We start from the raw sequence: 19,745 nt of genomic DNA, 5'->3' as shown, positions 1-19,745 counted from the left end.
CTCGTCTGTCTACCAATGTGTCGACACTTTTGGCAGTTCAGTGGCCCCGATAGATTTTTTGGTGGGAGCCGCCGGAACTCCGCTTGTCAGCGATCCCGAAAGGCGGTCGGCGACAGTCTCGACGAGCGTTGCTCAAAAGGCTTGGTGACCTCCCGCTGGTTTATCTCATTTTCGATCCCGTGCCGACGTCCTGGTGAGGTCGGTCTATTCCAAACGGGGAGGCGGCTCCCTGCATAGGCCAATTCCGGCTTCGCCAGGGAACACCTCGAGACTTTGTTGAACAGGGGCTATTGACGTCGTGATATAAATATATACCAATTACCATCAGAGATATAAATATACCATACCAGCATGGAGCCATGATGGCGACGGTCAAGGAACGCCTGCTCGACAGCCTTGGGAATTCGACGGCGGCGGGCCGTGCCATCGCCACCTATATGCTGTCGAACCTGAGCGAACTGCCGTTTGAGACGGCGGCCAGCATCGCGGCCAAGGTCGGCGTCGGCGAGATGACCGTCGGGCGTTTCTGCCGCTCGATCGGCTATACGCATTTCAAGGAACTGAAGGCCGATCTGAAGGACGATTTCGGTGACAGCCCCTGGCTGGTCGGCGATCGGCTGAAGGATTTTGCCGCCCGGTCCCGGTCCGGCAACGACCAGCTGGCAACCGGCCTCGAGATGGAGATCGGCGCTCTTGTCCGGGTCTACGAACTGGCCCAGACGCCGGAATTCGCCCGCTTCATTTCTCGTCTCAGCACGGCACGCAAGGTCTATTGCGCCGGTTTCCAGACGGAACGCGGCGTCGCCGCCGTAATGGCCCATCAGCTCCAGTATCTGCGCGACGAAGTCCATATCGTCGATCTGGCGGCCGGCAATTTTGTCGATGTGCTGCTGACCGACCCGGCCGGCATCATGCTGGTGGTGATCGATACCCGGCGCTATTCGCGCCAGAGCAAGCAATTGGCCGAGGCGGCCCATGCGCGGGGCATTGCCGTCACCATCCTGACCGACACCTATTGCGACTGGGCGCCATCCGTCTCCAGCGAAGTCTTTGCCGTGCCGACCGCGCTCAACCAGTTCTGGGATTCGCTCAGCCCGCTGGTGTCGCTGGTGCAGCTCGCCGTGAACGGCGTGTTCGGCGAGCTGGGCGCCGAGGTCGAGGATCGGCTCGGGCAGATGGTCAGTTGCTACAAGACCTTCACGGGCTATGCCGGAGGCACCCTGGAAGACTGACAGAACCAACTTTCCACCCGTCATGCAAAGCTAAAAAAGGGGAACGCAGACGATGACCAACATGAAATGGGACTTCAAAGGCACGATGGTGGCGCTGACGTTCGCCTGTGGCGGCGTGATGCCGGCATCGGCGCTCATGGCGGCGGAAGCCGTCTTCGTGCTGCCGTCTTCGGAAGCGGGCGCTGCCAACCACGACCCGATCCGCGGCACCTTGATGACGCTCGCCGACGCGCTGATCTACGATCGGCTTGTCGTTCAGGGCGCCGACCAGGGTTATTATCCGCATCTGGCCACCAGCTGGGAATCCACACCGGACGGCATGACCTGGACCTTCCATCTGAAGGACGGCGTCAAGTTTCATGACGGTGAACCCTTCAACGCCAAGACGATTGCCTGGTGGATCCCGAAATTCGCCGGCACCGAGAATGAATATCTGGTCGGTGGCATCGACAAGGTCGAGGTGGTCGACGACCTGACCGTGCGTTTCCTGATGAAGCATCCGGACGCCAACCTGCTCTACAACCTGTCGAGCGCCTTCATGGGTGTCCCGAGCCCGAAAGCCTTTGATGCCGAAGGTGCCAATTACGGTGTGACGGTGGCCGTCGGCACTGGTCCCTTCAAGCTGGAAAGCTTCACCACCGGCGTCGAATCCGTTCTCGTGCGCAATGATGATTATACTTGGGGCAGTGCTGCCTCTGCAAACAAGGGGCCGGCCAAGATCGATCGCCTGACGCTTCGCGAAATCGCCGATTCCTCGACCAGCTTCCTCGAGCTGAAGACCGGCGGCGTTGATGCCGTTCTCGACGTTCCAAGCGATATCCTGCCGCAATATGCGACGCTGGAGAACGCCACCGTGCAGAGCATGCCCGGCTTCGGGACATTCTACATGCCGATCAACACGACGGTCGAACCCTTCACGGACCTCAAGGTTCGCAAGGCCACGGCGCTTGCCGTTAACCAGCAGGAAATCCTCGACAAGCTGTTTGGCGGCAAGGGTCTTGCCGCCCACAACTTCCTGATCGCCTCGCTGCCGGAATCCAAGGTCGATCCGAAGTTCGACATTTCCTACGACCCCGAACAGGCCAAGGCCCTGCTGGAAGAAGCGGGCTGGAAGGCCGGCGCCGATGGAAGCCGCTCCAAGGACGGCAAGCCGCTGACGGTCACGCTGTGGACCCAGAGCGACACCGAATTCAAGCGACTGACGGAAGTCATCCAGGCGCAGCTGAAGGCGGTCGGCATCAATGCCGAGATTACCGTCTTCGATACCAGCTCGATCCGCGCCGAATACAAGAAGGGCACCCAGCAGCTCGCCATTCGCAGCTACGGCTGGAACAATGCCGACATTCTCGACTGGTTCTTCTCCGGCGAGCGTCTGGGCTACCCGAACGTTTCGATGTGGAAGGATCCCAAGGCCGACGAGTTGCGCGTCAAGGCGCTGACCGGTTCCAAGACCCCGGAAGAGCGCATCGCCAACTTCATTACCTATCATGAGTATGTGCTGAGCCAGGTGCCCTTCGCTCCGATCTACGAACCGGTCCAGACGCTGGCCTACAACAAGGACCGCGTCACCGTGCCGGCCAAGATCAACGGGCCGCAATTCTCCGCGCAGAGCGTCCTCGACATCGACGTCAAGGAATGATGGTGCGGGGACGACGGACATGATGGGTTATGCGCTCAGACGCCTTCTGGCGATGATACCGGTCTTCTTCGTCGTCTCCGGCGTGGTCTTCCTGATCGTCCATCTCGTACCGGGCGATCCGGTCGACAACCTGATCCGGACCGGCTCCTCTCCCGACCAGCGGGCGGCGATTATCGCCCGCTACGGACTGGATCGCAGCCTGATCGAACAATATCTCACCTGGCTCGGCAATGTCGCGCAAGGCGACCTCGGGACGGCGATCGTCATGCGCCGCCCCGTGGCCGACCTGATCCTGGCCAATCTCGGGCCGAGCCTGGCGCTCGGCAGTCTGGCGCTCGCTTTCTCGGCGGTGTTCGGCATTCTGGCCGGTGCGCTCGCCGCCACCTTCCGCGACCGTGTCGTCGATCACGCCCTGATGGGTGTCTCCCTGCTCGGCTCCACCGTTCCGACCTTCTGGCTCGGCCTCTTGATGATCATGCTGTTTGCCGTGCAGCTCGGCTGGGTCCCGGTGTCCGGCGCGCGCCACTGGACCTCGCTGATCCTGCCTGTGCTGACCGTCGGGCTTGGCGGCATGGCGCTGGTCGCGCAGGTGACCCGCGTGGCGATGATCGAGACGGCCCGCGAGGATTTTGTCCTGCTGCTGCATGCCAAGGGCCTGTCGCGGTTTCGCATCCAGATCGCCCATGTGCTGCGCCATGCGCTGGTTCCCGTCATCACCATTCTCAGCCTGCGTATCGGCCTGATCGTCGGCGGCTCGGTGACGGTCGAATACGTCTTTGCCCGGCCGGGACTTGGGTCGCTGCTGATCCGGGCGCTGGGCCAGCGTGATTATCCGCTGATCCAGGGCTGTCTGCTGTTCCTCGCCATTGCGGTCATGCTGGGTACCTTGCTCGGCGACCTTCTGCAGGCCGCGATGGATCCGCGCCAGCGAGAGGAAGCGGCCGCATGAGTTCGAACACGCACATCTCCACCCTGTCGCGGCTTGCTACGCTTGCTCCGACACCGGGCGCTGCCCTGTCGGGCGTGGCCCTCGTCCTGCTGGCTATCGCGGCGATCGCTGCGCCGTGGATTTCGCCCTATGCCTATGACGCTCAGAACCTGTCGATCGCCAACCAGGCGCCCTCTGCGGCGCACTGGTTCGGCACGGATGAATTCGGCCGGGACATGCTGTCGCGCGTCATCTATGGCGCGCGAACATCGCTCTCCGTTTCGGTCGTCTCGATTACGCTCTCCCTGGTCGGTGGTATCATGATCGGCGCGGTCTGCGGTTATATCGGCGGCCGCTTCGACCGGATGATGATGTCGGCGGTAGACCTCACCTGGTGCTTTCCGGAAATCCTGCTGGCCCTGCTGATCGTCGCTATCCTGGGGCCGGGATCAGGCAGCACGGTGCTGGCGATCGCCATTGCCTATCTCGCCCAGTTCACCCGCCTGACCCGTACGCAGATCATCACGCTGAAGCGCCAGACCTTCGTCGAGGCCAGCCGCAGCATGGGCGCCGGTCCGCTGCACATCATGATGCGCCGGCTCTTGCCCAATGCGATCGCCCCCGTCGTCGTCGTCGCCATGCTGTCGACCGGCAACGCCATCCTGCTCGAGGCGACGCTCGGCTTCTTCGGCATGGGCGCGCAACCGCCGGTGCCAAGCTGGGGCGGCATGATGAGCACGGGTTCGGCCCAGCTCTTCAACGCCCCCTGGGTCATTCTCTGGCCCGGCATCTTCGTCGCCGCTTCGGTGATCTTCATCAATCTGTTCGGTCAGGGCGTGCTGAAGTCCCTTGACGTCAAGGCGAGGATGAGAAGCTGATGGCACCCCTGCTCAAAGTCGAACAATTGCATATCGGTTTCGGCCCGCTGGAGCCGTTGGCGGGCGTCGATCTTGCCGTCGAGCGCGGCCGTATCCTGGGCCTGGTCGGCGAATCCGGCTCCGGCAAGTCGATGACCGCCATGAGCGTCATGGGGCTTTTGCCGCTGATGGGCGGCCGCATCACCTCCGGACGCGTCCTCTTCGACGGCACCGACCTGACCGGCATCAGCGAGACGGCTTATCGCAACCTGCGCGGCGGGCGCATCGCGCTCATCACCCAGAACCCGATGACCTCGCTCGATCCGGTGATGCGCGTCGGCCGCCAGGTCGACCAGGTGGCCGAACTGCATCTGAACCTCGACCGCAAGGCAGCGAAGGAGAAGACCATCGGCCTGATGGCGCGCATGCGCATCCCGTCGCCTGATGTGACCTACCATCTCGTTCCGCACCAGCTCTCCGGCGGCCTTCGCCAGCGGATCGTCATTGCCATGGCGCTGGCCGGTGACCCCGATCTGCTGATTGCCGATGAGCCGACGACGGCGCTTGATGTGACCGTCCAGGCGCAGATCATCGCGCTTCTGTCGGAACTCGTGCGGGAGAAAGGCCTGGGGCTGATCCTGATCACCCACGACATGGGCGTGGTCGCCCAGATCTGCGACGATGTGGCGGTAATGTATTGCGGCAAGGTCGTCGAATACGGCGAGGTCAATGCCATTTTCGATGCGCCGCGCCACCCCTACACCGGCGCGCTGATCGGCTGCATTCCACAGCCCGGCATGACGCCGCGCAGCCTCGCCGGCATTCCCGGCATGGTGCCGTCGGCCAGCGCCATGCCGGACGGCTGCCGCTACAATCCACGCTGTCCGCTGGCCATCGACATCTGTCGCACGTCCAGCCCGCCGAGCGTGATCGAGGCCGGACGCTCCGTGGCCTGCTTCCTGGCCGAGGAGGATCGCGCATGACGCCGCTCCTGTCTATTCGCGCGCTATCCCGCGTCTTTTCCAGCGGCGGCGACCTGTTTGCCAGGAAACGGCGCTTCCGCGCCGTCACCGACGTGTCCTTCGATCTGAGACGCGGCGAAATCCTCGGCGTCGTCGGAGAATCCGGCTGCGGCAAGTCCACCCTGGCGCGTCTGGTTTCCCGGCTGATCGAGCCGAGCGCCGGTGAAATCCTCTTCGACGGCCAGGATATCCGACCGCTCAAGGGGGCCACGCTCGCCCGATTGCGGCGCCGTTTCCAGATGGTCTTTCAGGATCCCTATTCCTCGATCGATCCGCGCCAGTCGATCCGCGACGCCTTGCTCGAACCCTTCGATGTGCAGGGCATTGCCATGAGCCGGACCGAGCGGGACGCGAAAGTGGCGGAACTTCTCGCCATGGTCTCGCTGCCGGGAAATCTTGCCGATAGCTACCAGCATCAGCTGTCCGGCGGGCAGAAGCAGCGCGTCGGCATTGCCCGGGCGCTGGCCCTCTCACCATCATTGGTGGTGCTCGACGAGCCGACGGCTTCGCTCGACGTGTCGATCCAGGCGCAGGTCATCGGCCTGCTGCAGGACCTGCGCGACCGGCTCGATCTCACCTATATCTTTATCTCCCATGACCTGGCGCTGGTGCAGTATTTCTGCGACCGCATTCTGGTGATGTATCTCGGCCGTATTGTTGAGGTTCTGCCGCGGGGATCAACGCCCACCCATCCCTACACGATCGCCCTGCTCGACAGCGCCTTCGTGCCCGACCCGCACCACCGCCGCGACATTCCGCGCATCCGCGGAGAAATTCCAAGCGGCTACGACGAGCCGAAAGGCTGCGCCTTTGCCAGCCGCTGTCCGCTCGTCGAGGATCGCTGCCATAGCCAATTGCCTCATCTGACATCCCTTGCCGGACCGCACGCCGTGGCATGCCACGTCAAGGGGACGGCGCCCATCATACCGGAGACCGAGAATGCCGTTTAAAGTCCTGACTGCCGAATTCATGCATGAATCCAATACGTTCAGCATTCGAAAGACCGGCCTTCCCGAGTTCCAGCGCGAAACCCTGATGGTCGGCGACGAGGCGATCGCCAAACGCAGCCAGTCGAACACCGGGCTGGCCGGTGCCCTCCAGTGCCAGAAGGAATTCGGCTGGGACATGCGCCATTCGGTGAGCGCCTGGACCGAGCCGTCCGGGCCGGTCACGGTGGAAGCCTATGAGTTTCTCGCCGGCAAGATCATCGAGGCGGTCAATACAGAGACATTCGATGGCATCCTGCTCTGCCTGCATGGCGCCATGGTCGCCGAACACACCGACGACGGCGAAGGCGAACTGCTGGAGCGCCTACGCACGATCGTCGGTCCGTATCTGCCGATCGCCGTGACGCTCGACCTGCATGCCAATGTGACGAAGCGCATGTGCGCGCTGGCGCAGATCCTGGTGTCCTACAAGACCTACCCGCATATCGACCTGCGCGAGACGGCCTATCATGCCGGCACGTTGCTCGACCGGACCATGAAGGGCGAGATCTCGCCGAAGACGCTGCGCATCCAACTGCCCATGCTCGAAGAGGCCAACGGCGGACGCACCGATATCGGCGCCATGGTCGAGCGCATTGCCAAGGCTCGCGCCTATGAGGCAAGCGAGCCGGGCGCTCTGGCCGTCAGCATCAACGGCGCCTTTCCGGAAGCCGATATTGCCGAAGTCGGCCCGACCGTGCTCGTCACTTATAACGGCGATCCGACCCGCCACCAGGCCTTTGCCGAAACCCTGGCCGACGATATCTGGGCCAAGCGCCACGAGGTGATGAATATCTTCCACCCAGTGGAAACCGTGGCGGAGATGGCCCGCACCTATCCGAAGTCGAACGGTCCGCTGATCATCGCCGACTATGCCGACAATCCGGGCGGCGGTTCCTACGGAGATTCCACCAATCTCTTGAAGGCCATGCTCGACGCCGGCGTCGATGATGCCGCCTTCGGCCCGATGGTCGATCCCGAGGCTGCCGCAGAACTCGCTGCCAAGGGAGAAGGGGCAACCGTGACCATCGCCATCGGCGGCAAGACCGATCCGCGCTTCGGCGGCGAACCGCTGAGCGTAACCGGCACGATCCTACTGGTCAGCAACGGACATTTCGTTGGCGATGGTCCGATGGTCGGCGGCCTTGAGCAGAGTTTTGGCACCAGTGTGGTGCTGGTGGTCGACGGCATCGAGGTGTTGGTGACCAGCGTGCCGCTGCAGATGCTCGACCTGCAGCAGTTCCGCGCCTTCGGCATCGATCCGGCGAAGAAGCGCGTCGTCGGCCTCAAATCCATGCAGCATTTCCGCGCCGCCTTTGAGCCGATCGCCAGCAAGGTGGTAGTCTGCGACAGCGGCGCGCTCTGCACGCTCGACTATGCCCGACTGCCCTACAAGAAGATCACGCGGCCGATCTTTCCGCTCGACAGGGACATTGCGCGCTGAAAACCGGCGCCGGAGGAGAAGACCATGGAGATTTTCGACGTTGCCGTCGTGGGAGGCGGCATCGCCGGCGCATCCTTTGCCTATCGGGTGGCCGGGCGCCGGTCGCTCGTGCTGCTCGAGGCGGAAGCGCAGGTCGGCTATCATTCGACCGGACGGTCGGCGGCGGAATTTTCGCGGCAGTTCCAGAACGAAACCACCGGCCTCCTGGCCGATGCGTCCTTTGACTTCCTGGCCGCTCCACCCGCCGGTTTTGCCGATGTGCCGCTCCTGACCCCGCGTGGCAATCTGGTGATCGCGACAGGCGATCGCCTGCCGCAACTGGACGCTGCCTTTCAGGAGGTGCGGCAGACCTCGCCCGACACCCGGATGCTGTCGCTCGACGAAGCAATGGACATGGTGCCGTTCCTGCGGCGCGACTACATGGCCGGCGCCTTCTACGATCCCGCCTGCTGGGACATGGAGGTCGAGAGCATCCTGCAGGGATATCTGCGGATCGCCAGGCGCAATGGCGCCGATCTCCGCACCGGCCATCCGGTCTCGGCCGTTGTCCGGGAGAACGGTATCTACCGGCTCGACACGCCGCAAGGTCCGGTCCTTGCCCGAACGATCGTCAATACTGCGGGCGCCTGGGCCGACCGGCTGGCTGCAATGGCGGGCCTTGGTCCGCTTGGTATCGTGCCGCATCGCCGCACGGCGATTACCGTCGATGTGCCGGCCGAATACGATCTGGCCCGCATGCCGGGCGTCAACGAACTGGACGAGAGCTTCTATTTCAAGCCGGAAGCCGGAAAGCTGATGGTATCGCCGGCCGATGCGACGCCCAGCGATCCCTGCGACGCGCAGCCCGAGGATCTTGATGTCGCCTATGCCGCGCATTTCCTCGAACAGTCGACAACGCTTCCGATCAGGACCATTTCGCACAAATGGGCGGGCTTGCGTTCCTTTGCGCCGGACAAACACCAGGTGGTCGGCTTCGACAGCCGGGACCCGGGTTTTTTCTGGCTGGCCGGCCAGGGTGGCAGCGGCATCCTGACCTCGCCGGCACTGTCCGAATGGGCAGCAGGCCTGTTTCTGGACGGCGCTCCGCCGGCGCGGCTCGCGAGACTCGGCCTGCAGCCGACCTTGTTCTCACCGGCCCGCCTCCTCGCGCGACCAGATACCTAAAGGGGCGAGACCACACTGCGTCGGCAGCCGTGCTCAATGATCTGCTGCCCGTATGACCCGGCGCCGAGGGTGAGAGGAAAGTGGAGAAGATACGCAAACATATCATTTTGACATGAATGATCCGTCTTCGTTTCTTTTCCTTGACGAAAAATTGAGGAATGATATCTATACGGATCAAAGAAATCTAAAATGATACGTATAGATATCCCCATGAAATCTGAGTCCAGCGCTTTGCTCGAAATCGGCCGTCTTCTGAAGGAGGCGCGGATCGCCTTGGCAATGACCCAGGAGCAGGTGGCCGACATGGCGGGACTATCGCGTCCCCGCTACCGCGATATCGAGACGGGGAGCGCCGCGGCACGTGCCACAACCTTGATCAATATCGCACGAGCGCTCGGGCTGGAGCTCATGCTGATCCCGCAGTCGATGGTCCCCGCAGTAGAGGCGCTGCTGCGCCCCCATGCGGACGATGATTTGCCCGCCTTTGTCTCCAGTCCCGAAGGGGACACGGATGGTTGAGAGGCTTCATAGTCCCAAAAGCATTACGTCGCTTGACGTGCTGTTGAACGATCTAAAGGTCGGCACGATGGTCAGGACGCCTGGCGATTTCAACGCGTTCAGTTTGGACGAAGCCTATCGGGCGACGGGTGGGTTTCCTGTTCTCAGCCTTTCTTTTCGAGCCGCCACGGGCGGATTGCGCAAGGATCCCAAGCCTGTTTCCAGGGCTTTGCCGGCATTCTTTGCCAACCTGCTTCCCGAGGATAAGTTACGCGAGGCGATGGAGAAACACCACGCAGACAGCGTGCGGGCAGGAAATGATTTCGATCTGCTGGCTGCGCTCGGGTCGGATCTGCCAGGTGCCGTCCGTGTCGTCCCGAGCGACGGGACGATCGCCGTTGTCGATGATGGATCAAAATCCAAACCGAAGGCCCGGTTTTCGCTTGCAGGCGTGCAGATGAAGCTCTCTGTCATCAAGAACACCGGCAAGGGTGGCGGGCTGACACTGCCGCTTGGGGATGAGCTCGGTTCGTACATCGCCAAGTTCCCGTCGACATCCTTTCCTGGTGTTTCGGAAAACGAGTATGCCAACCTCGCTCTGGCGGCAGCGATCGGCACGGACGTGCCCGAACGTGAACTTGTGGATCAATCCGAATTTGCAGGAATTCCGGAGGAATTCAACACGCTGTCGGATGGCAAGGTTCTGCTCGTCAAGCGCTTCGATCGCGGCGCTGGTGGCGAGCGCATCCATATCGAGGATTTCGCCCAGGTGTTCGGGATCTATCCCTCAAGGAAATACGAAGGCGCCACCTATCATGATATAGCCGCTGCCTTGGGCGTGGCCATATCCTCTGCTGCTGCGCTCGAATTCGTGCGCCGGCTGGCCCTGGGGGTCATCACCGGCAATGGTGACATGCATCTCAAGAATTGGTCGGTGATCTACCCGGATGCTGGCAACAAGCCGGCGCTGGCGCCGGTCTATGACATGCTCTCGACCGTTCCCTATCTCCCGGCAGACACCATGGCCCTGTCGCTTGCCGGAGAGCGTTCGTTCAAGGCGCTGGGCGCGCCACGATGGAAAGCTTTTGCCCATCGTGCGCGGTTGCCGGAAGCCGCCGTGCTCAAGGCGGTCGTCAATGTTGTTGAACTCGTCAATCAGCATTGGTGGACACTACCGGAACGCAATACAATCCCGGAGAAGGTGCTCGAGCGGATCGACACGCATGTCAGCCTGATGGTGCCGATACTTGGAACCTGCGCCGATTAGCAGGAACGCAGTGGCGGTCACTTCGGTCTTTTCCCAGGTCTGTCCTTGGCTGTCCTATGACCTGAGCGCGCTGGCCTGCGCTTCCGTCAATGGCCGGATCGCGCTGCCCCTCAACATCAGGAAAAGTTTGGCTGTTTCTTCAAGCTCCTCGGTGGCATATTGGGCTTCCCGCAGGGTCTTGCCGGCAACGACGGGCCCGTGATTGGCCAGCAGGACCGCATGGCTGTCTCGCGCTTTCAGCCCGACCGCCTCGGCCAGTGCGGCGTCGCCCGGTGGAAAATAGGGCACCAGCGGCAGGCGGCCGACGCGCATGACATAGTAGGCGGTCAGCGGCGGCAGAAGATCGTCGGGGTTGAGCCCGTCGAGAATGCTGACGGCCACGGCATGGGTGGAATGAAGATGTACGACAGCGCCGGCAGTCTGGCGTTCACAATACATGCACTGGTGCAGGAAGGCTTCCTTGGTCGGTTTGTCACCGCCGATATGCACGCCCTCGGCCGAAAACGTCGACAGACGCGCCGGATCCAACGTGCCGAGCGATGCATTGGTTGGGGTCATCAGCAGGTCGCCATTGGAAAGCCGGGCGCTGATATTGCCTGTCGAGCCGAAGGTGAACAGGCGATCAAACAGAGATTTTCCGACCTCGACGATCTCGTCGCGCAGCCTGGTTTCCTCGGACAGAATGGCGGTCATTTCAGCAGCCTCCAGGCCTTTGAGAAGAAATCGTCCGCGCCGAAATTGCCGGATTTCAACGCCAGAGCCACGGGTTTTGCGTCGCCCAGGCTACGGGTCCAGGGCACGCCCGGATCGATCTCGGGGCCGATAAACAGGGCGGAGACGCCGAGCGCTCCGACCACGGCACCTGAGGTCTCGCCGCCTGCCACCAGGAAGCGGGTGAAACCCTTGTCGCGCAACGCAGTGGCAACGGATCCCAGGAAATGCTCGACCAGTTCGCCGGCGCGGTCGCGGCCGAGCTTGGCCTGCGCGGCACGGACGATCTCAGGATCGGCGCTGGAATAGATCAGGGGCACGGCCCCGGTGATCTGGTCAGCCCATTCGATGGCCTGGGCGGGCGTCAGCGTGCCGGCGTTGATCGCCAGCGGATCGATCTTGAACGTGGGCGTGCCGGCTTCGATCGCCGCCTGGATCTGGCCGCGCGTCGCCTTGGAGCAGGAGCCGGCCAGCATGATGGCGCGTCCGGCGGGTGCGTCGAAGTCTGCGTGTCCCTGTCTTGGGGTGAGTTCCTGTTGCTTTCGGAAATTCTCCGGCAGGCCGATGGCAATGCCCGAACCGCCGGTGATCAGTTTCATATCGTCGACGGCGGCGCCGATCGAACGCAGATCGTCATCCGAGATGGCGTCGATGACGAGCACTTTCGTGCCCGCCGCCTTGGCTTTTGCGAAGGCCTCCCGGATGGCCTGGGGGCCGCGCGTGACGGTGTCCAGAGTGACCAGGCCGACGGGAAGCGTGGTTTGCGCCTGCATCAGCCGCACCAGGCTGGAATCCGTCATCGGCGTCAGCGGATGATCCTTCATCGGGCTTTCCGAAAGCGGCATGTCGCCAACGAACAGGTGGCCGCGGTAGATGGTGCGGCCATTGGTGGGAAAGGCCGGGCAGACGATGGTCAGCTCCTCGCCGAGCGATGCCAGCAGGGCTTGCGTGACGGGGCCGATATTGCCTTCGGGGGTCGAATCGAAGGTCGAGCAATATTTGAAGATGATCTGCCGGGCGCCGACCTGCTGCAGGCGTTCCAGAGCCTGCAGGGACATCGCGACTGCTTCGGCGGCGGGGATGGTCCGCGACTTCAGGGCCAGGACCACAGCCTCGGCATCGCCGTAGTCGAAGCCGACCGGTGGCACGCCCACCACCTGGACCGTCCGCATTCCTTCGCGCGACAGCGTCAGCGCGAGGTCGGTCGCTCCGGTCAGGTCGTCGGCTATTGCTCCCAGCAGCATGGGCATTCCTCCAATCACGTCAATTCTTCAGGCGGTCGCGCCTTCGATGATGTCGAAGCCGGTATCAATAATATGTGGTTCAGCGGGCCGCTCGGCCTGCGCCAGCAGCGTCTCCACCGCGGTTCTGCCAATCAGGAAACGGTTGGAGCGGATGGTCGACAGGGGCTTGGGCAGGGCCTGGCCAATATCGAGGCCGTTGAAGCCGAACAGCGCGAGGTCTTCGGGCACATCAAGACCCGCGCCGAGACAATGCATGTAGCCGCCGACAGCCATGTCATCGTTGGAGAACACGATGGCGTCGACGGTCGTTTTGCGTCCCAGCAGATCCGCCAACGTATCGCGGCCGGCAAGGGTCGAGCTGCCGCCCGCGCAGCGCGCCTCGGCGACGATGCTCTGGCCGGCATCCTGCAACGCCTGGCGAAAGCCCTCATAGCGCAGAAAGGCACGCCGGTCGGCCGTCCAGTCGTGGCCGACATAGCCGATGTGCCGGTAGCCCCGGCCGACAAGGTGGCGGGCAGATTCGTATCCGGCCTTGCGATGCGACAGTCCGACCGCCAGATCAATGGGCGTGTTGTCGATATCCATCAGTTCGGCGACGCGGATGCGATTGTTCTGCAGCATGCGCAGACTGGTCTCGGTGTGGTCGAAGCCGGTGGTGATGATGGCGGCGGGCTGCCAGGCCAGCAGGGAGCTCAGGATCTTCTGCTCCTGCAGGAGGTCGTAGTCGGTCACGCCGATCATCGGCTGATAGGAGGTGTCGGCAAGAGCGGCATGGATGCCTTGGAGCACCTCCGGAAACACGATGTTGGACAACGAGGGGAGAATGACTCCGATGATCAGGGACGACGAGGAGGCGAGCGATCCCGCCGCGCGGTTCGGCACATAGCCGAGTTGCTCGATGGCCGAGATCACCCGGCTGCGGGTTTCGCCCGCTATCGGCCCCTTGTTGCGGATCACACGCGAAACCGTGTTCTCGCTGACATTGGCCAGGCGCGCCACATGGGCGAGCGTCGGCGTCTCCGGTTGCATCTTGAGGCCCTCCCGACCAGTGCTGTTTATGGCTTATCTCAGCGCTAACATATTTTGCTTGATCTTGGCTAGAGGATGTGTTTAGAAAATGATGTTAGCGCTGAGATAAGCGCTTTTGGGAGTTATTTTCGCTTTTTTGGGAGGAATACCGTGAAAAGATCCAATAAAGCCGTGGTCGCCATGGCCTCGATGCTTTGCGCCTTTACGGCACTGTCGACTGTGTCCGCGCATGCCGAAGATACGTATCGTCCCGAGTGCTTCAGCGCGGCGCCGGACAATGCCAAGGTCATCAAGTATGAAAAGCGCGAAGGACCCTACAAGGTCGCCTTCGTCAACGGCTTTGCCGGCAACGACTGGCGCGTGACGGCGATCCAGGGTGCCAAGGCCTGGGCTGCGCGTCCTGAAAACAAGGCAAAGCTTGCGGAATTCACCGTGGTGTCCGTCGGCAATGACAGCGCCGCACAGATTGCGGCAATCGATAATTTCATCGCGGCCGGCTACGACGCGATCAGCTTCATCGCCGTCAACCCGACCGCCTTCAAGGCCGTGATCAAGCGCGCCGAACAGGCCGGCACCGTGCTCGTGCCGTTCGACAACGTGCTCGACACCGATGCAATCGTGCAGATCAACGAGAACCAGTTCGAACTGGGTGCCATGAAGGCCCAGGCCGTGGTCGACGCCATTCAGAAGGCCAAGGGCAAGGTCGAAGGCACCGTGCTCGAAGTGTCCGGCCTGCCGGGCAACGCCACCGACCGCGACAACCATGAAGGCATGCGCTCGGTCCTCGATAAGCATGCGGGCCTCAAGGTCGTGCAGGTCGTCGGCAACTGGGATGCCGGCACGGCGCAGAAGGTGACCGCCGACGCCATCGCCACCAACGGCAATTTCGACGGTGTCATGGTGCAGGAAGGCGCGATCGGCGCGCTCAATGCCATGAAGAACGCCGGCCATCCGGTCGTGCCCTTCGGTGGTGACGCCGGCAACGGCACCCGTCGCCTGATCGCCGAAGGCAAGTATCCGGGCGTCACCGCCGCCCAGGCGCCGGTCATGTCGGCCGTGGCGCTTGAGGCCGCCGTGTCGCTGCTGGAAGGCAATGCCCTGCCGCAGAAAGTGTTCCTGCCGATCCCCAGCAAGCCGAACGAGGACCTGAAGGAAGGCACGGACTTCTTCCCGAACCTGCCCGACACCTTCTACACAACGACGGGCTATCCGAATTGCTTCCCGGTCTTCACGCCGGAAGAGCTGCTCGGCCAGACGCCGGACAATACCTGATCCTCCCACGGCGCGGGACGGAGGCATTGTGTCGTCGTTCCGCGTCGAAACCGGATGTTTTCATGACACAGACCACACCCCTGATCACGCTCAGCGGCATATCGAAAACCTATGGTGCCGTAAAGGCGCTGCGAGACGTCGATTTTGCCTGTGAGGCGGGAACGATCCACGCCATTCTCGGCGAAAACGGCGCGGGCAAATCGACCCTGATGAAGCTCCTGTCCGGCGTGATTTCCCCGAGTGCCGGCGAGATGCGGCTCGACGGCAAGCCGGTCCGATTTTCCGGAACCCGCGATGCGGCCGATCACGGCGTCGTCTGCATGTTTCAGGAACTTTCCCTGATGCCGGCCCTGACGGTCGGCGACAATATCGTGCTGAGCCGACCGAAGAGCCGTTTCGGCCTGCTCAGCCGCTCCGCCTACAGGCAAGCCGCCGCTTGCCTCGCCCTGATCGGTGCCGAACGTATCGCGCTCGACAGCCCGGTGAACGAGCTGACGCTGGCAGAACGGCAATTGGTCGAGATCGCCAAGGCGCTTTACCAGAAGCCGCGCCTGCTGATCCTCGACGAGGCGACCTCGGCGCTGGGGGCCGATGCGGTGGAGAAAGTGTTCTCCGTCATCCGGAGCCTGCGCGACGAAGGCACGTGTATCCTGTTCATTTCCCACCGTTTCCACGAGGTCCATGCGCTGGCGGACCGGATCTCGGTGTTCCGCAACGGCGGCCATGTAAAAACCTTTCCGGCCGGCAGCATTGACCATGAAGGCATCGTTGCGCTGATGATCGGCCAGTCCATGGAGCAGCTGTTTCCGGCGAAACGCCCCGAAATCGCGGCCGACGTTGCGCCGATGCTGTCGGTGCGCAACCTGTCCTGGGCCGGCGAGTTGCACGATATCAGCTTCGACGTTCGTCCTGGCGAGATCTACGGTCTCGGCGGGTTGGAAGGGCAGGGCCAGCAGCGGGTGCTGGAGGCCGTTTTCGGCACGCTGTCGGGCTGCACCGGTTCGCTGGAAATTGCCGGCAAGGCCTATGACCACCGCTCGCCCTTCCGCTCCAAGGCGGAGGAGATCGGGATTGCCTTCATTCCCGAGGATCGCAAGACCGAGGGCATGATCCCAAGCCTCTCGATCGAAGACAATATGCGCCTGGCGGGTCTCGGCCGCGACGGATTGCTCCACACCGACAACCACGTGCGCGAGGCTCATTACGAGGCGCTGCTGCACCGGATGGATCTGGTCTATGGCAAGCTCAGCGACCCGGTCGCCTCGCTCTCGGGTGGCAACCAGCAAAAGGTGCTGCTGGCCAAGTGGCTGGCGCTCAATCCGCGCTGCATCCTGCTGCTCGACCCAACCCGCGGCATCGATGTCAAGACCAAGGCGCAGATCTACCAGCTGCTGAGCGACCTGGCCGGCTCCGGCGTGGCGGTGGTCCTCCAGTCGACGGACTACGAGGAACTGGTGCATTTGTGCGATCGTGTCGCCGTGTTCTACCAGGGCCGCATTGCCCGCGAGCTTTCGGCGGAAACGCTGACGCCGGAAAACCTGATCTCGGCGGCCATGGGCCTCGGCTCGTCGCATCATCAGGGAGAAGCGGCATGACCATGGCGATCCTGCAGCGCAACCTGCGCTTTCTCATTCCCGCCGCCGCTTTCGTGGCATTGTTCATCCTCTACATCGCCACCCATCCGCGCGGGCTCTCCACCTATGTGGTGACCATCTGGGCCAACCAGGGTGCGCTGCTGGTCTTTGCCGCCTTTGCCCAGTTCTTCGTCGTGCTGGTGCGTGGCATTGATCTTTCGGTCGGCGCCATGGTGGCGCTGTCGAATGTCGTCGCCTCCTATGTTCTGGCGGGCGAGGGAGCCTCGGTCTGGTTCGGCGTGGTCGCCGTGCTGGCCACGGGCCTTGCCTGCGGTTTCGTCAATGGGCTGGTCGTGACGCTCGGCCGCATTCCGCCGATCATCGCGACGCTGGCGACCGGTGCCGTCTATTCCGGCATCGCGCTGTTCCTGCGGCCGACCCCTGGCGGCGATGTCAATTCCGATCTATCCGACGCCCTGACCTATGCGGTGGGCGTCGTGCCGACGTCGCTGGTGCTGATCGCGGTGCTGGTGATCGTGTTCTCCATCATGCTGCGCTACACCGCCTTCGGCCTGTCGCTCTATGGCCTTGGATCGTCGGAGCATTCCGCCGAACTGACGGGCATCTCGCTGACCAGGACCCGCATCGCCGCCCATTCGCTGGGTGGTCTCTGCGCCGGCATGGCCGGCTTCTATGTGGCCATGGTGACGCTGACCGGCGATGCCGGCATCGGCCCGACCTATACGCTGAACTCGATCGCCGCCATCGTTCTCGGCGGCGTGTCGCTGGCCGGTGGTATTGGCGGTCCGGTCGGCGTGGTGGTCGGTGCGCTGCTGCTGAAGACCGTGGCGGCGCTGATGTTCTTCTCCGGGCTGCCGCCGCTCGCCCAGCCCTTTTTCGAAGGCCTGATCCTGGCGCTTGCCATTGCGCTTGGCTCGCTCGGCCTGCTGCGTGTTCGCAACCGTTTGAAACTGTTTGCCCAATGACACAGACCTCGACATCCCCCACGACGCGCCTGATGGGCCGGCTGTTCGCCGATCCGGCCATCCCTGTTGTTGTTGCCGGCTGCATCGTGCTGCTGGCCATCGGCGGCGCCATCTATCCGGCGTTTCTGAGCCCCGGTTACCTGCTGCAGCAATTGCAGATCGCCGCCTTTCTCGGCGTCATCGCCGCCGGGGCAACGCTGGTCATCCTGCTCGGCCATATCGATCTCTCGGTGCCCTCGGCCATCACGGCCGTGGCGGTCGTGACGACGACGGTCGGCGGTTCCTCGTCGCCTGAACTGGCAGCCCTTGCCATTCCCATCGGCTTGTTGACCGGCGCCTTGATCGGCCTGATCAACGGCATCGGCGTCGCCGTTTTGCGCCTGCCATCGATGGTCTGGACGCTTGCGATGAACTCCATGCTGATGGGGGCGGTGGTGTTCTTTACCGGCGGCTTCAAGCCACGGGGTATCGCCCCGCCGCTTTCGGTGTCGCTGGCGCTGGACAAGACGGCCGGTATGCCCAACGCCTTCCTGTTCTGGGTTGCCGTCATGGTGGTGATCTGGCTGCTCCTGTCGCGGAGCATCTATGGCCGCTATCTGTTTGCGACAGGCAATTCGGAGAAGGCGGTCTATCTCTCCGGCATCCGCGTCCGGCTGGTCACCACGTTGACATTTGTTGCGGCGGGCGTGTTCACGGCGATCGGCGCCATCCTTCTGGCCGGTTATGCCAACCAGGCCTATCAGGGTATGGGCGATGCCTATCTCCTGCCGGTCATCACCGCGGTGGTGATCGGCGGCACCTCGATCCTCGGCGGGCGCGGCAGCTATGCCGGCACGGTCGTCGGCGCGCTATTCATTACGCTTCTGTCGTCTATCCTGTCGGTGTTGCAGATGCCGGAAGCCTTCAGGCAGATTGTCTTCGGCCTGATCATACTGTCCATGTTGCTGATTCGCAGATTTGAAAGGAAATACAGCTGATGTCCGGTCACTCTCATCTCGCCGTCATCGGCCTCGGCTCCATGGGCCTGGGGATGGCCCGGTCTCTCCTCCGGGCGGGTCTTGCCGTGTCGGGCTGCGATATCAACGAGCAGGCGCTTGCCAGCCTGGCGGATGCCGGCGGAAAGCCGTTTTCCACGCCTGCCGCGGCGGTCGCTGGTGCGGACATCGTCGTCGTCGTGGTGGTGAATGCCGCCCAGACGGAAACCGTGCTGTTCGGCGACAATGGTGCCGCAGCTGCGATGAAGCCCGGCGCCGTGATCATTTCGTCGGCGACCATTGCGCCCGCCCAGGCCAAGGCCTTCGCGGCGTGGGCTGCAGAAAAGGGTCTGCTCTATCTCGACGCTCCGATCAGCGGCGGCTCGGTCAAGGCCGAGGCCGGCCAGTTGACCGTCATGGCCTCCGGTCCGGCCGAAACCTTTGCCGCGGCACGACCGGCCCTCGATGCTATGGCCGCGACCGTCTACGAACTGGGCGATGCGGTGGGCATCGGCTCCTCGTTCAAGATCGTCAACCAACTGCTGGCCGGTGTTCACATCGCCGCGGCCTGCGAGGCCATCACGTTTGCCAAGAGCATGGATCTCGACATTTCAAGGGTCTACGAGGTGATCACCAAGTCCGCCGGCAATAGCTGGATGTTTGAAAACCGCATTCCCCATGTCGTGGCCGGCGACTACACGCCGCACAGCGCCGTGTCGATCTTCACCAAGGATCTCGGCATCGTCTCGGATATCGGCCGCGCCCAGAAATTTCCCCTGCCGATCGCCAGCGCCGCGCTGCAGCTTTTTATCATGACGGAAGGGGCCGGCATGGGTCGCGACGATGACAGTTCGGTGGCGCGGCTGCTTGCCCAGGTCTCGGGCCTGACCCTGCCCGGCATGGACGAGGACGCCTGAT

At 62.9% G+C, this 19,745-nt stretch carries 18 protein-coding genes; 15 read left to right on the top strand and 3 right to left on the bottom strand.

Features of this window, described 5'->3' with window-relative positions; genetic code table 11:
* The first annotated feature begins 362 nt into the window (after nucleotides 1–362).
* The 10 genes from HGO38_RS18180 to HGO38_RS18135 all read left to right on the top strand — a co-directional run bounded on the left by HGO38_RS18180 (nucleotide 363) and on the right by HGO38_RS18135 (nucleotide 11,037).
* Nucleotides 363–1,232 carry a MurR/RpiR family transcriptional regulator gene (locus HGO38_RS18180; RefSeq protein ID WP_250957328.1) on the top strand — a complete coding sequence of 290 codons (870 nt, stop codon included), beginning with the start codon at nucleotides 363–365 and terminating at the stop codon, nucleotides 1,230–1,232.
* Nucleotides 1,233–1,284: 52 nt separating this feature from the next.
* Entirely contained in the window at nucleotides 1,285–2,871 is a 1,587-nt protein-coding gene (locus HGO38_RS18175; protein WP_250957327.1) for an ABC transporter substrate-binding protein, read from the top strand.
* A gap of 19 nt (nucleotides 2,872–2,890) precedes the next feature.
* On the top strand, nucleotides 2,891–3,820 hold the full coding sequence (locus HGO38_RS18170; protein WP_250957326.1) for an ABC transporter permease: 930 nt from the start codon (nucleotides 2,891–2,893) through the stop codon (nucleotides 3,818–3,820).
* Nucleotides 3,817–4,677 carry an ABC transporter permease gene (locus HGO38_RS18165; RefSeq protein ID WP_250957325.1) on the top strand — a complete coding sequence of 287 codons (861 nt, stop codon included), beginning with the start codon at nucleotides 3,817–3,819 and terminating at the stop codon, nucleotides 4,675–4,677. The genes HGO38_RS18170 and HGO38_RS18165 overlap by 4 nt, the downstream gene beginning before the upstream one ends.
* Complete coding sequence (locus tag HGO38_RS18160) at nucleotides 4,677–5,639, top strand: ABC transporter ATP-binding protein (protein ID WP_250957324.1); 963 nt, start codon at nucleotides 4,677–4,679, stop codon at nucleotides 5,637–5,639. The genes HGO38_RS18165 and HGO38_RS18160 overlap by 1 nt, the downstream gene beginning before the upstream one ends.
* The gene (locus HGO38_RS18155) at nucleotides 5,636–6,628 is read left to right on the top strand and encodes an ABC transporter ATP-binding protein (protein WP_250957323.1); all 993 of its coding nucleotides are present in this window, start codon (nucleotides 5,636–5,638) and stop codon (nucleotides 6,626–6,628) included. The genes HGO38_RS18160 and HGO38_RS18155 overlap by 4 nt, the downstream gene beginning before the upstream one ends.
* Complete coding sequence (locus HGO38_RS18150) at nucleotides 6,618–8,108, top strand: M81 family metallopeptidase (protein WP_250957322.1); 1,491 nt, start codon at nucleotides 6,618–6,620, stop codon at nucleotides 8,106–8,108. The genes HGO38_RS18155 and HGO38_RS18150 overlap by 11 nt, the downstream gene beginning before the upstream one ends.
* A 24-nt stretch (nucleotides 8,109–8,132) precedes the next feature.
* Nucleotides 8,133–9,272, top strand: coding sequence for an NAD(P)/FAD-dependent oxidoreductase (locus HGO38_RS18145; protein WP_250957321.1), 1,140 nt, complete (start codon nucleotides 8,133–8,135; stop codon nucleotides 9,270–9,272).
* 210 nt (nucleotides 9,273–9,482) lie between these two features.
* Nucleotides 9,483–9,791, top strand: coding sequence for a helix-turn-helix transcriptional regulator (locus tag HGO38_RS18140; RefSeq protein WP_250957320.1), 309 nt, complete (start codon nucleotides 9,483–9,485; stop codon nucleotides 9,789–9,791).
* Nucleotides 9,784–11,037 carry a type II toxin-antitoxin system HipA family toxin gene (locus HGO38_RS18135; RefSeq protein WP_250957319.1) on the top strand — a complete coding sequence of 418 codons (1,254 nt, stop codon included), beginning with the start codon at nucleotides 9,784–9,786 and terminating at the stop codon, nucleotides 11,035–11,037. Before HGO38_RS18140 ends, HGO38_RS18135 begins: the two co-directional genes overlap by 8 nt.
* A gap of 54 nt (nucleotides 11,038–11,091) precedes the next feature.
* Here the strand turns inward: HGO38_RS18135 and otnC are convergent, their stop codons facing one another.
* From otnC to HGO38_RS18120, 3 genes are read right to left on the bottom strand one after another with little or no spacing between them, the layout of a single operon-like run.
* The gene (otnC, locus tag HGO38_RS18130) at nucleotides 11,092–11,730 is read right to left on the bottom strand and encodes a 3-oxo-tetronate 4-phosphate decarboxylase (protein ID WP_250957318.1); all 639 of its coding nucleotides are present in this window, start codon (nucleotides 11,728–11,730) and stop codon (nucleotides 11,092–11,094) included.
* Nucleotides 11,727–12,992, bottom strand: coding sequence for a 3-oxo-tetronate kinase (gene otnK, locus HGO38_RS18125; protein WP_250957317.1), 1,266 nt, complete (start codon nucleotides 12,990–12,992; stop codon nucleotides 11,727–11,729). The genes otnC and otnK overlap by 4 nt, the downstream gene beginning before the upstream one ends.
* Nucleotides 12,993–13,019: 27 nt before the next feature.
* Nucleotides 13,020–14,021, bottom strand: a complete 1,002-nt coding sequence (locus HGO38_RS18120) for a LacI family DNA-binding transcriptional regulator (protein WP_250957316.1) — start codon at nucleotides 14,019–14,021, stop codon at nucleotides 13,020–13,022.
* Between the two features lie 150 nt (nucleotides 14,022–14,171).
* Between HGO38_RS18120 and HGO38_RS18115 the strand changes: the two genes are divergently transcribed.
* The 5 genes from HGO38_RS18115 to ltnD all read left to right on the top strand — a co-directional run bounded on the left by HGO38_RS18115 (nucleotide 14,172) and on the right by ltnD (nucleotide 19,744).
* Nucleotides 14,172–15,293 carry a sugar ABC transporter substrate-binding protein gene (locus HGO38_RS18115; RefSeq protein WP_250957315.1) on the top strand — a complete coding sequence of 374 codons (1,122 nt, stop codon included), beginning with the start codon at nucleotides 14,172–14,174 and terminating at the stop codon, nucleotides 15,291–15,293.
* A 62-nt stretch (nucleotides 15,294–15,355) separates the two neighbouring features.
* Nucleotides 15,356–16,888: a sugar ABC transporter ATP-binding protein gene (locus tag HGO38_RS18110; RefSeq protein WP_250957314.1), complete on the top strand. Its 1,533-nt coding sequence runs from the start codon at nucleotides 15,356–15,358 to the stop codon at nucleotides 16,886–16,888.
* Nucleotides 16,885–17,853: an ABC transporter permease gene (locus HGO38_RS18105; protein ID WP_250957313.1), complete on the top strand. Its 969-nt coding sequence runs from the start codon at nucleotides 16,885–16,887 to the stop codon at nucleotides 17,851–17,853. Before HGO38_RS18110 ends, HGO38_RS18105 begins: the two co-directional genes overlap by 4 nt.
* Nucleotides 17,850–18,830: an ABC transporter permease gene (locus HGO38_RS18100; protein ID WP_250957312.1), complete on the top strand. Its 981-nt coding sequence runs from the start codon at nucleotides 17,850–17,852 to the stop codon at nucleotides 18,828–18,830. Before HGO38_RS18105 ends, HGO38_RS18100 begins: the two co-directional genes overlap by 4 nt.
* Nucleotides 18,830–19,744 carry an L-threonate dehydrogenase gene (gene ltnD / locus HGO38_RS18095; protein WP_250957311.1) on the top strand — a complete coding sequence of 305 codons (915 nt, stop codon included), beginning with the start codon at nucleotides 18,830–18,832 and terminating at the stop codon, nucleotides 19,742–19,744. Before HGO38_RS18100 ends, ltnD begins: the two co-directional genes overlap by 1 nt.
* Nucleotide 19,745: the final 1 nt, after the last annotated feature.

Source organism: Rhizobium sp. CG5, from assembly GCF_023701945.1.
In the GTDB taxonomy this organism is placed as follows: domain Bacteria; phylum Pseudomonadota; class Alphaproteobacteria; order Rhizobiales; family Rhizobiaceae; genus Allorhizobium.
This window is presented reverse-complemented; position numbering and strand designations above follow the sequence as displayed.

Bases quoted from the DNA above. Each gene is read 5' to 3' on its own strand.
- HGO38_RS18110 (WP_250957314.1), top strand. From the start codon at position 15,356: ATGACACAGACCACACCCCTGATCACGCTCAGCGGCATATCGAAAACC.
- otnK (WP_250957317.1), bottom strand. From the start codon at position 12,992: ATGCTGCTGGGAGCAATAGCCGACGACCTGACCGGAGCGACCGACCTC.
- HGO38_RS18165 (WP_250957325.1), top strand. From the start codon at position 3,817: ATGAGTTCGAACACGCACATCTCCACCCTGTCGCGGCTTGCTACGCTT.
- HGO38_RS18155 (WP_250957323.1), top strand. From the start codon at position 5,636: ATGACGCCGCTCCTGTCTATTCGCGCGCTATCCCGCGTCTTTTCCAGC.
- HGO38_RS18170 (WP_250957326.1), top strand. From the start codon at position 2,891: ATGATGGGTTATGCGCTCAGACGCCTTCTGGCGATGATACCGGTCTTC.
- HGO38_RS18150 (WP_250957322.1), top strand. From the start codon at position 6,618: ATGCCGTTTAAAGTCCTGACTGCCGAATTCATGCATGAATCCAATACG.
- HGO38_RS18160 (WP_250957324.1), top strand. From the start codon at position 4,677: ATGGCACCCCTGCTCAAAGTCGAACAATTGCATATCGGTTTCGGCCCG.
- ltnD (WP_250957311.1), top strand. From the start codon at position 18,830: ATGTCCGGTCACTCTCATCTCGCCGTCATCGGCCTCGGCTCCATGGGC.
- HGO38_RS18100 (WP_250957312.1), top strand. From the start codon at position 17,850: ATGACACAGACCTCGACATCCCCCACGACGCGCCTGATGGGCCGGCTG.
- HGO38_RS18145 (WP_250957321.1), top strand. From the start codon at position 8,133: ATGGAGATTTTCGACGTTGCCGTCGTGGGAGGCGGCATCGCCGGCGCA.
- otnC (WP_250957318.1), bottom strand. From the start codon at position 11,730: ATGACCGCCATTCTGTCCGAGGAAACCAGGCTGCGCGACGAGATCGTC.
- HGO38_RS18180 (WP_250957328.1), top strand. From the start codon at position 363: ATGGCGACGGTCAAGGAACGCCTGCTCGACAGCCTTGGGAATTCGACG.
- HGO38_RS18120 (WP_250957316.1), bottom strand. From the start codon at position 14,021: ATGCAACCGGAGACGCCGACGCTCGCCCATGTGGCGCGCCTGGCCAAT.
- HGO38_RS18140 (WP_250957320.1), top strand. From the start codon at position 9,483: ATGAAATCTGAGTCCAGCGCTTTGCTCGAAATCGGCCGTCTTCTGAAG.
- HGO38_RS18135 (WP_250957319.1), top strand. From the start codon at position 9,784: ATGGTTGAGAGGCTTCATAGTCCCAAAAGCATTACGTCGCTTGACGTG.
- HGO38_RS18105 (WP_250957313.1), top strand. From the start codon at position 16,885: ATGACCATGGCGATCCTGCAGCGCAACCTGCGCTTTCTCATTCCCGCC.
- HGO38_RS18175 (WP_250957327.1), top strand. From the start codon at position 1,285: ATGACCAACATGAAATGGGACTTCAAAGGCACGATGGTGGCGCTGACG.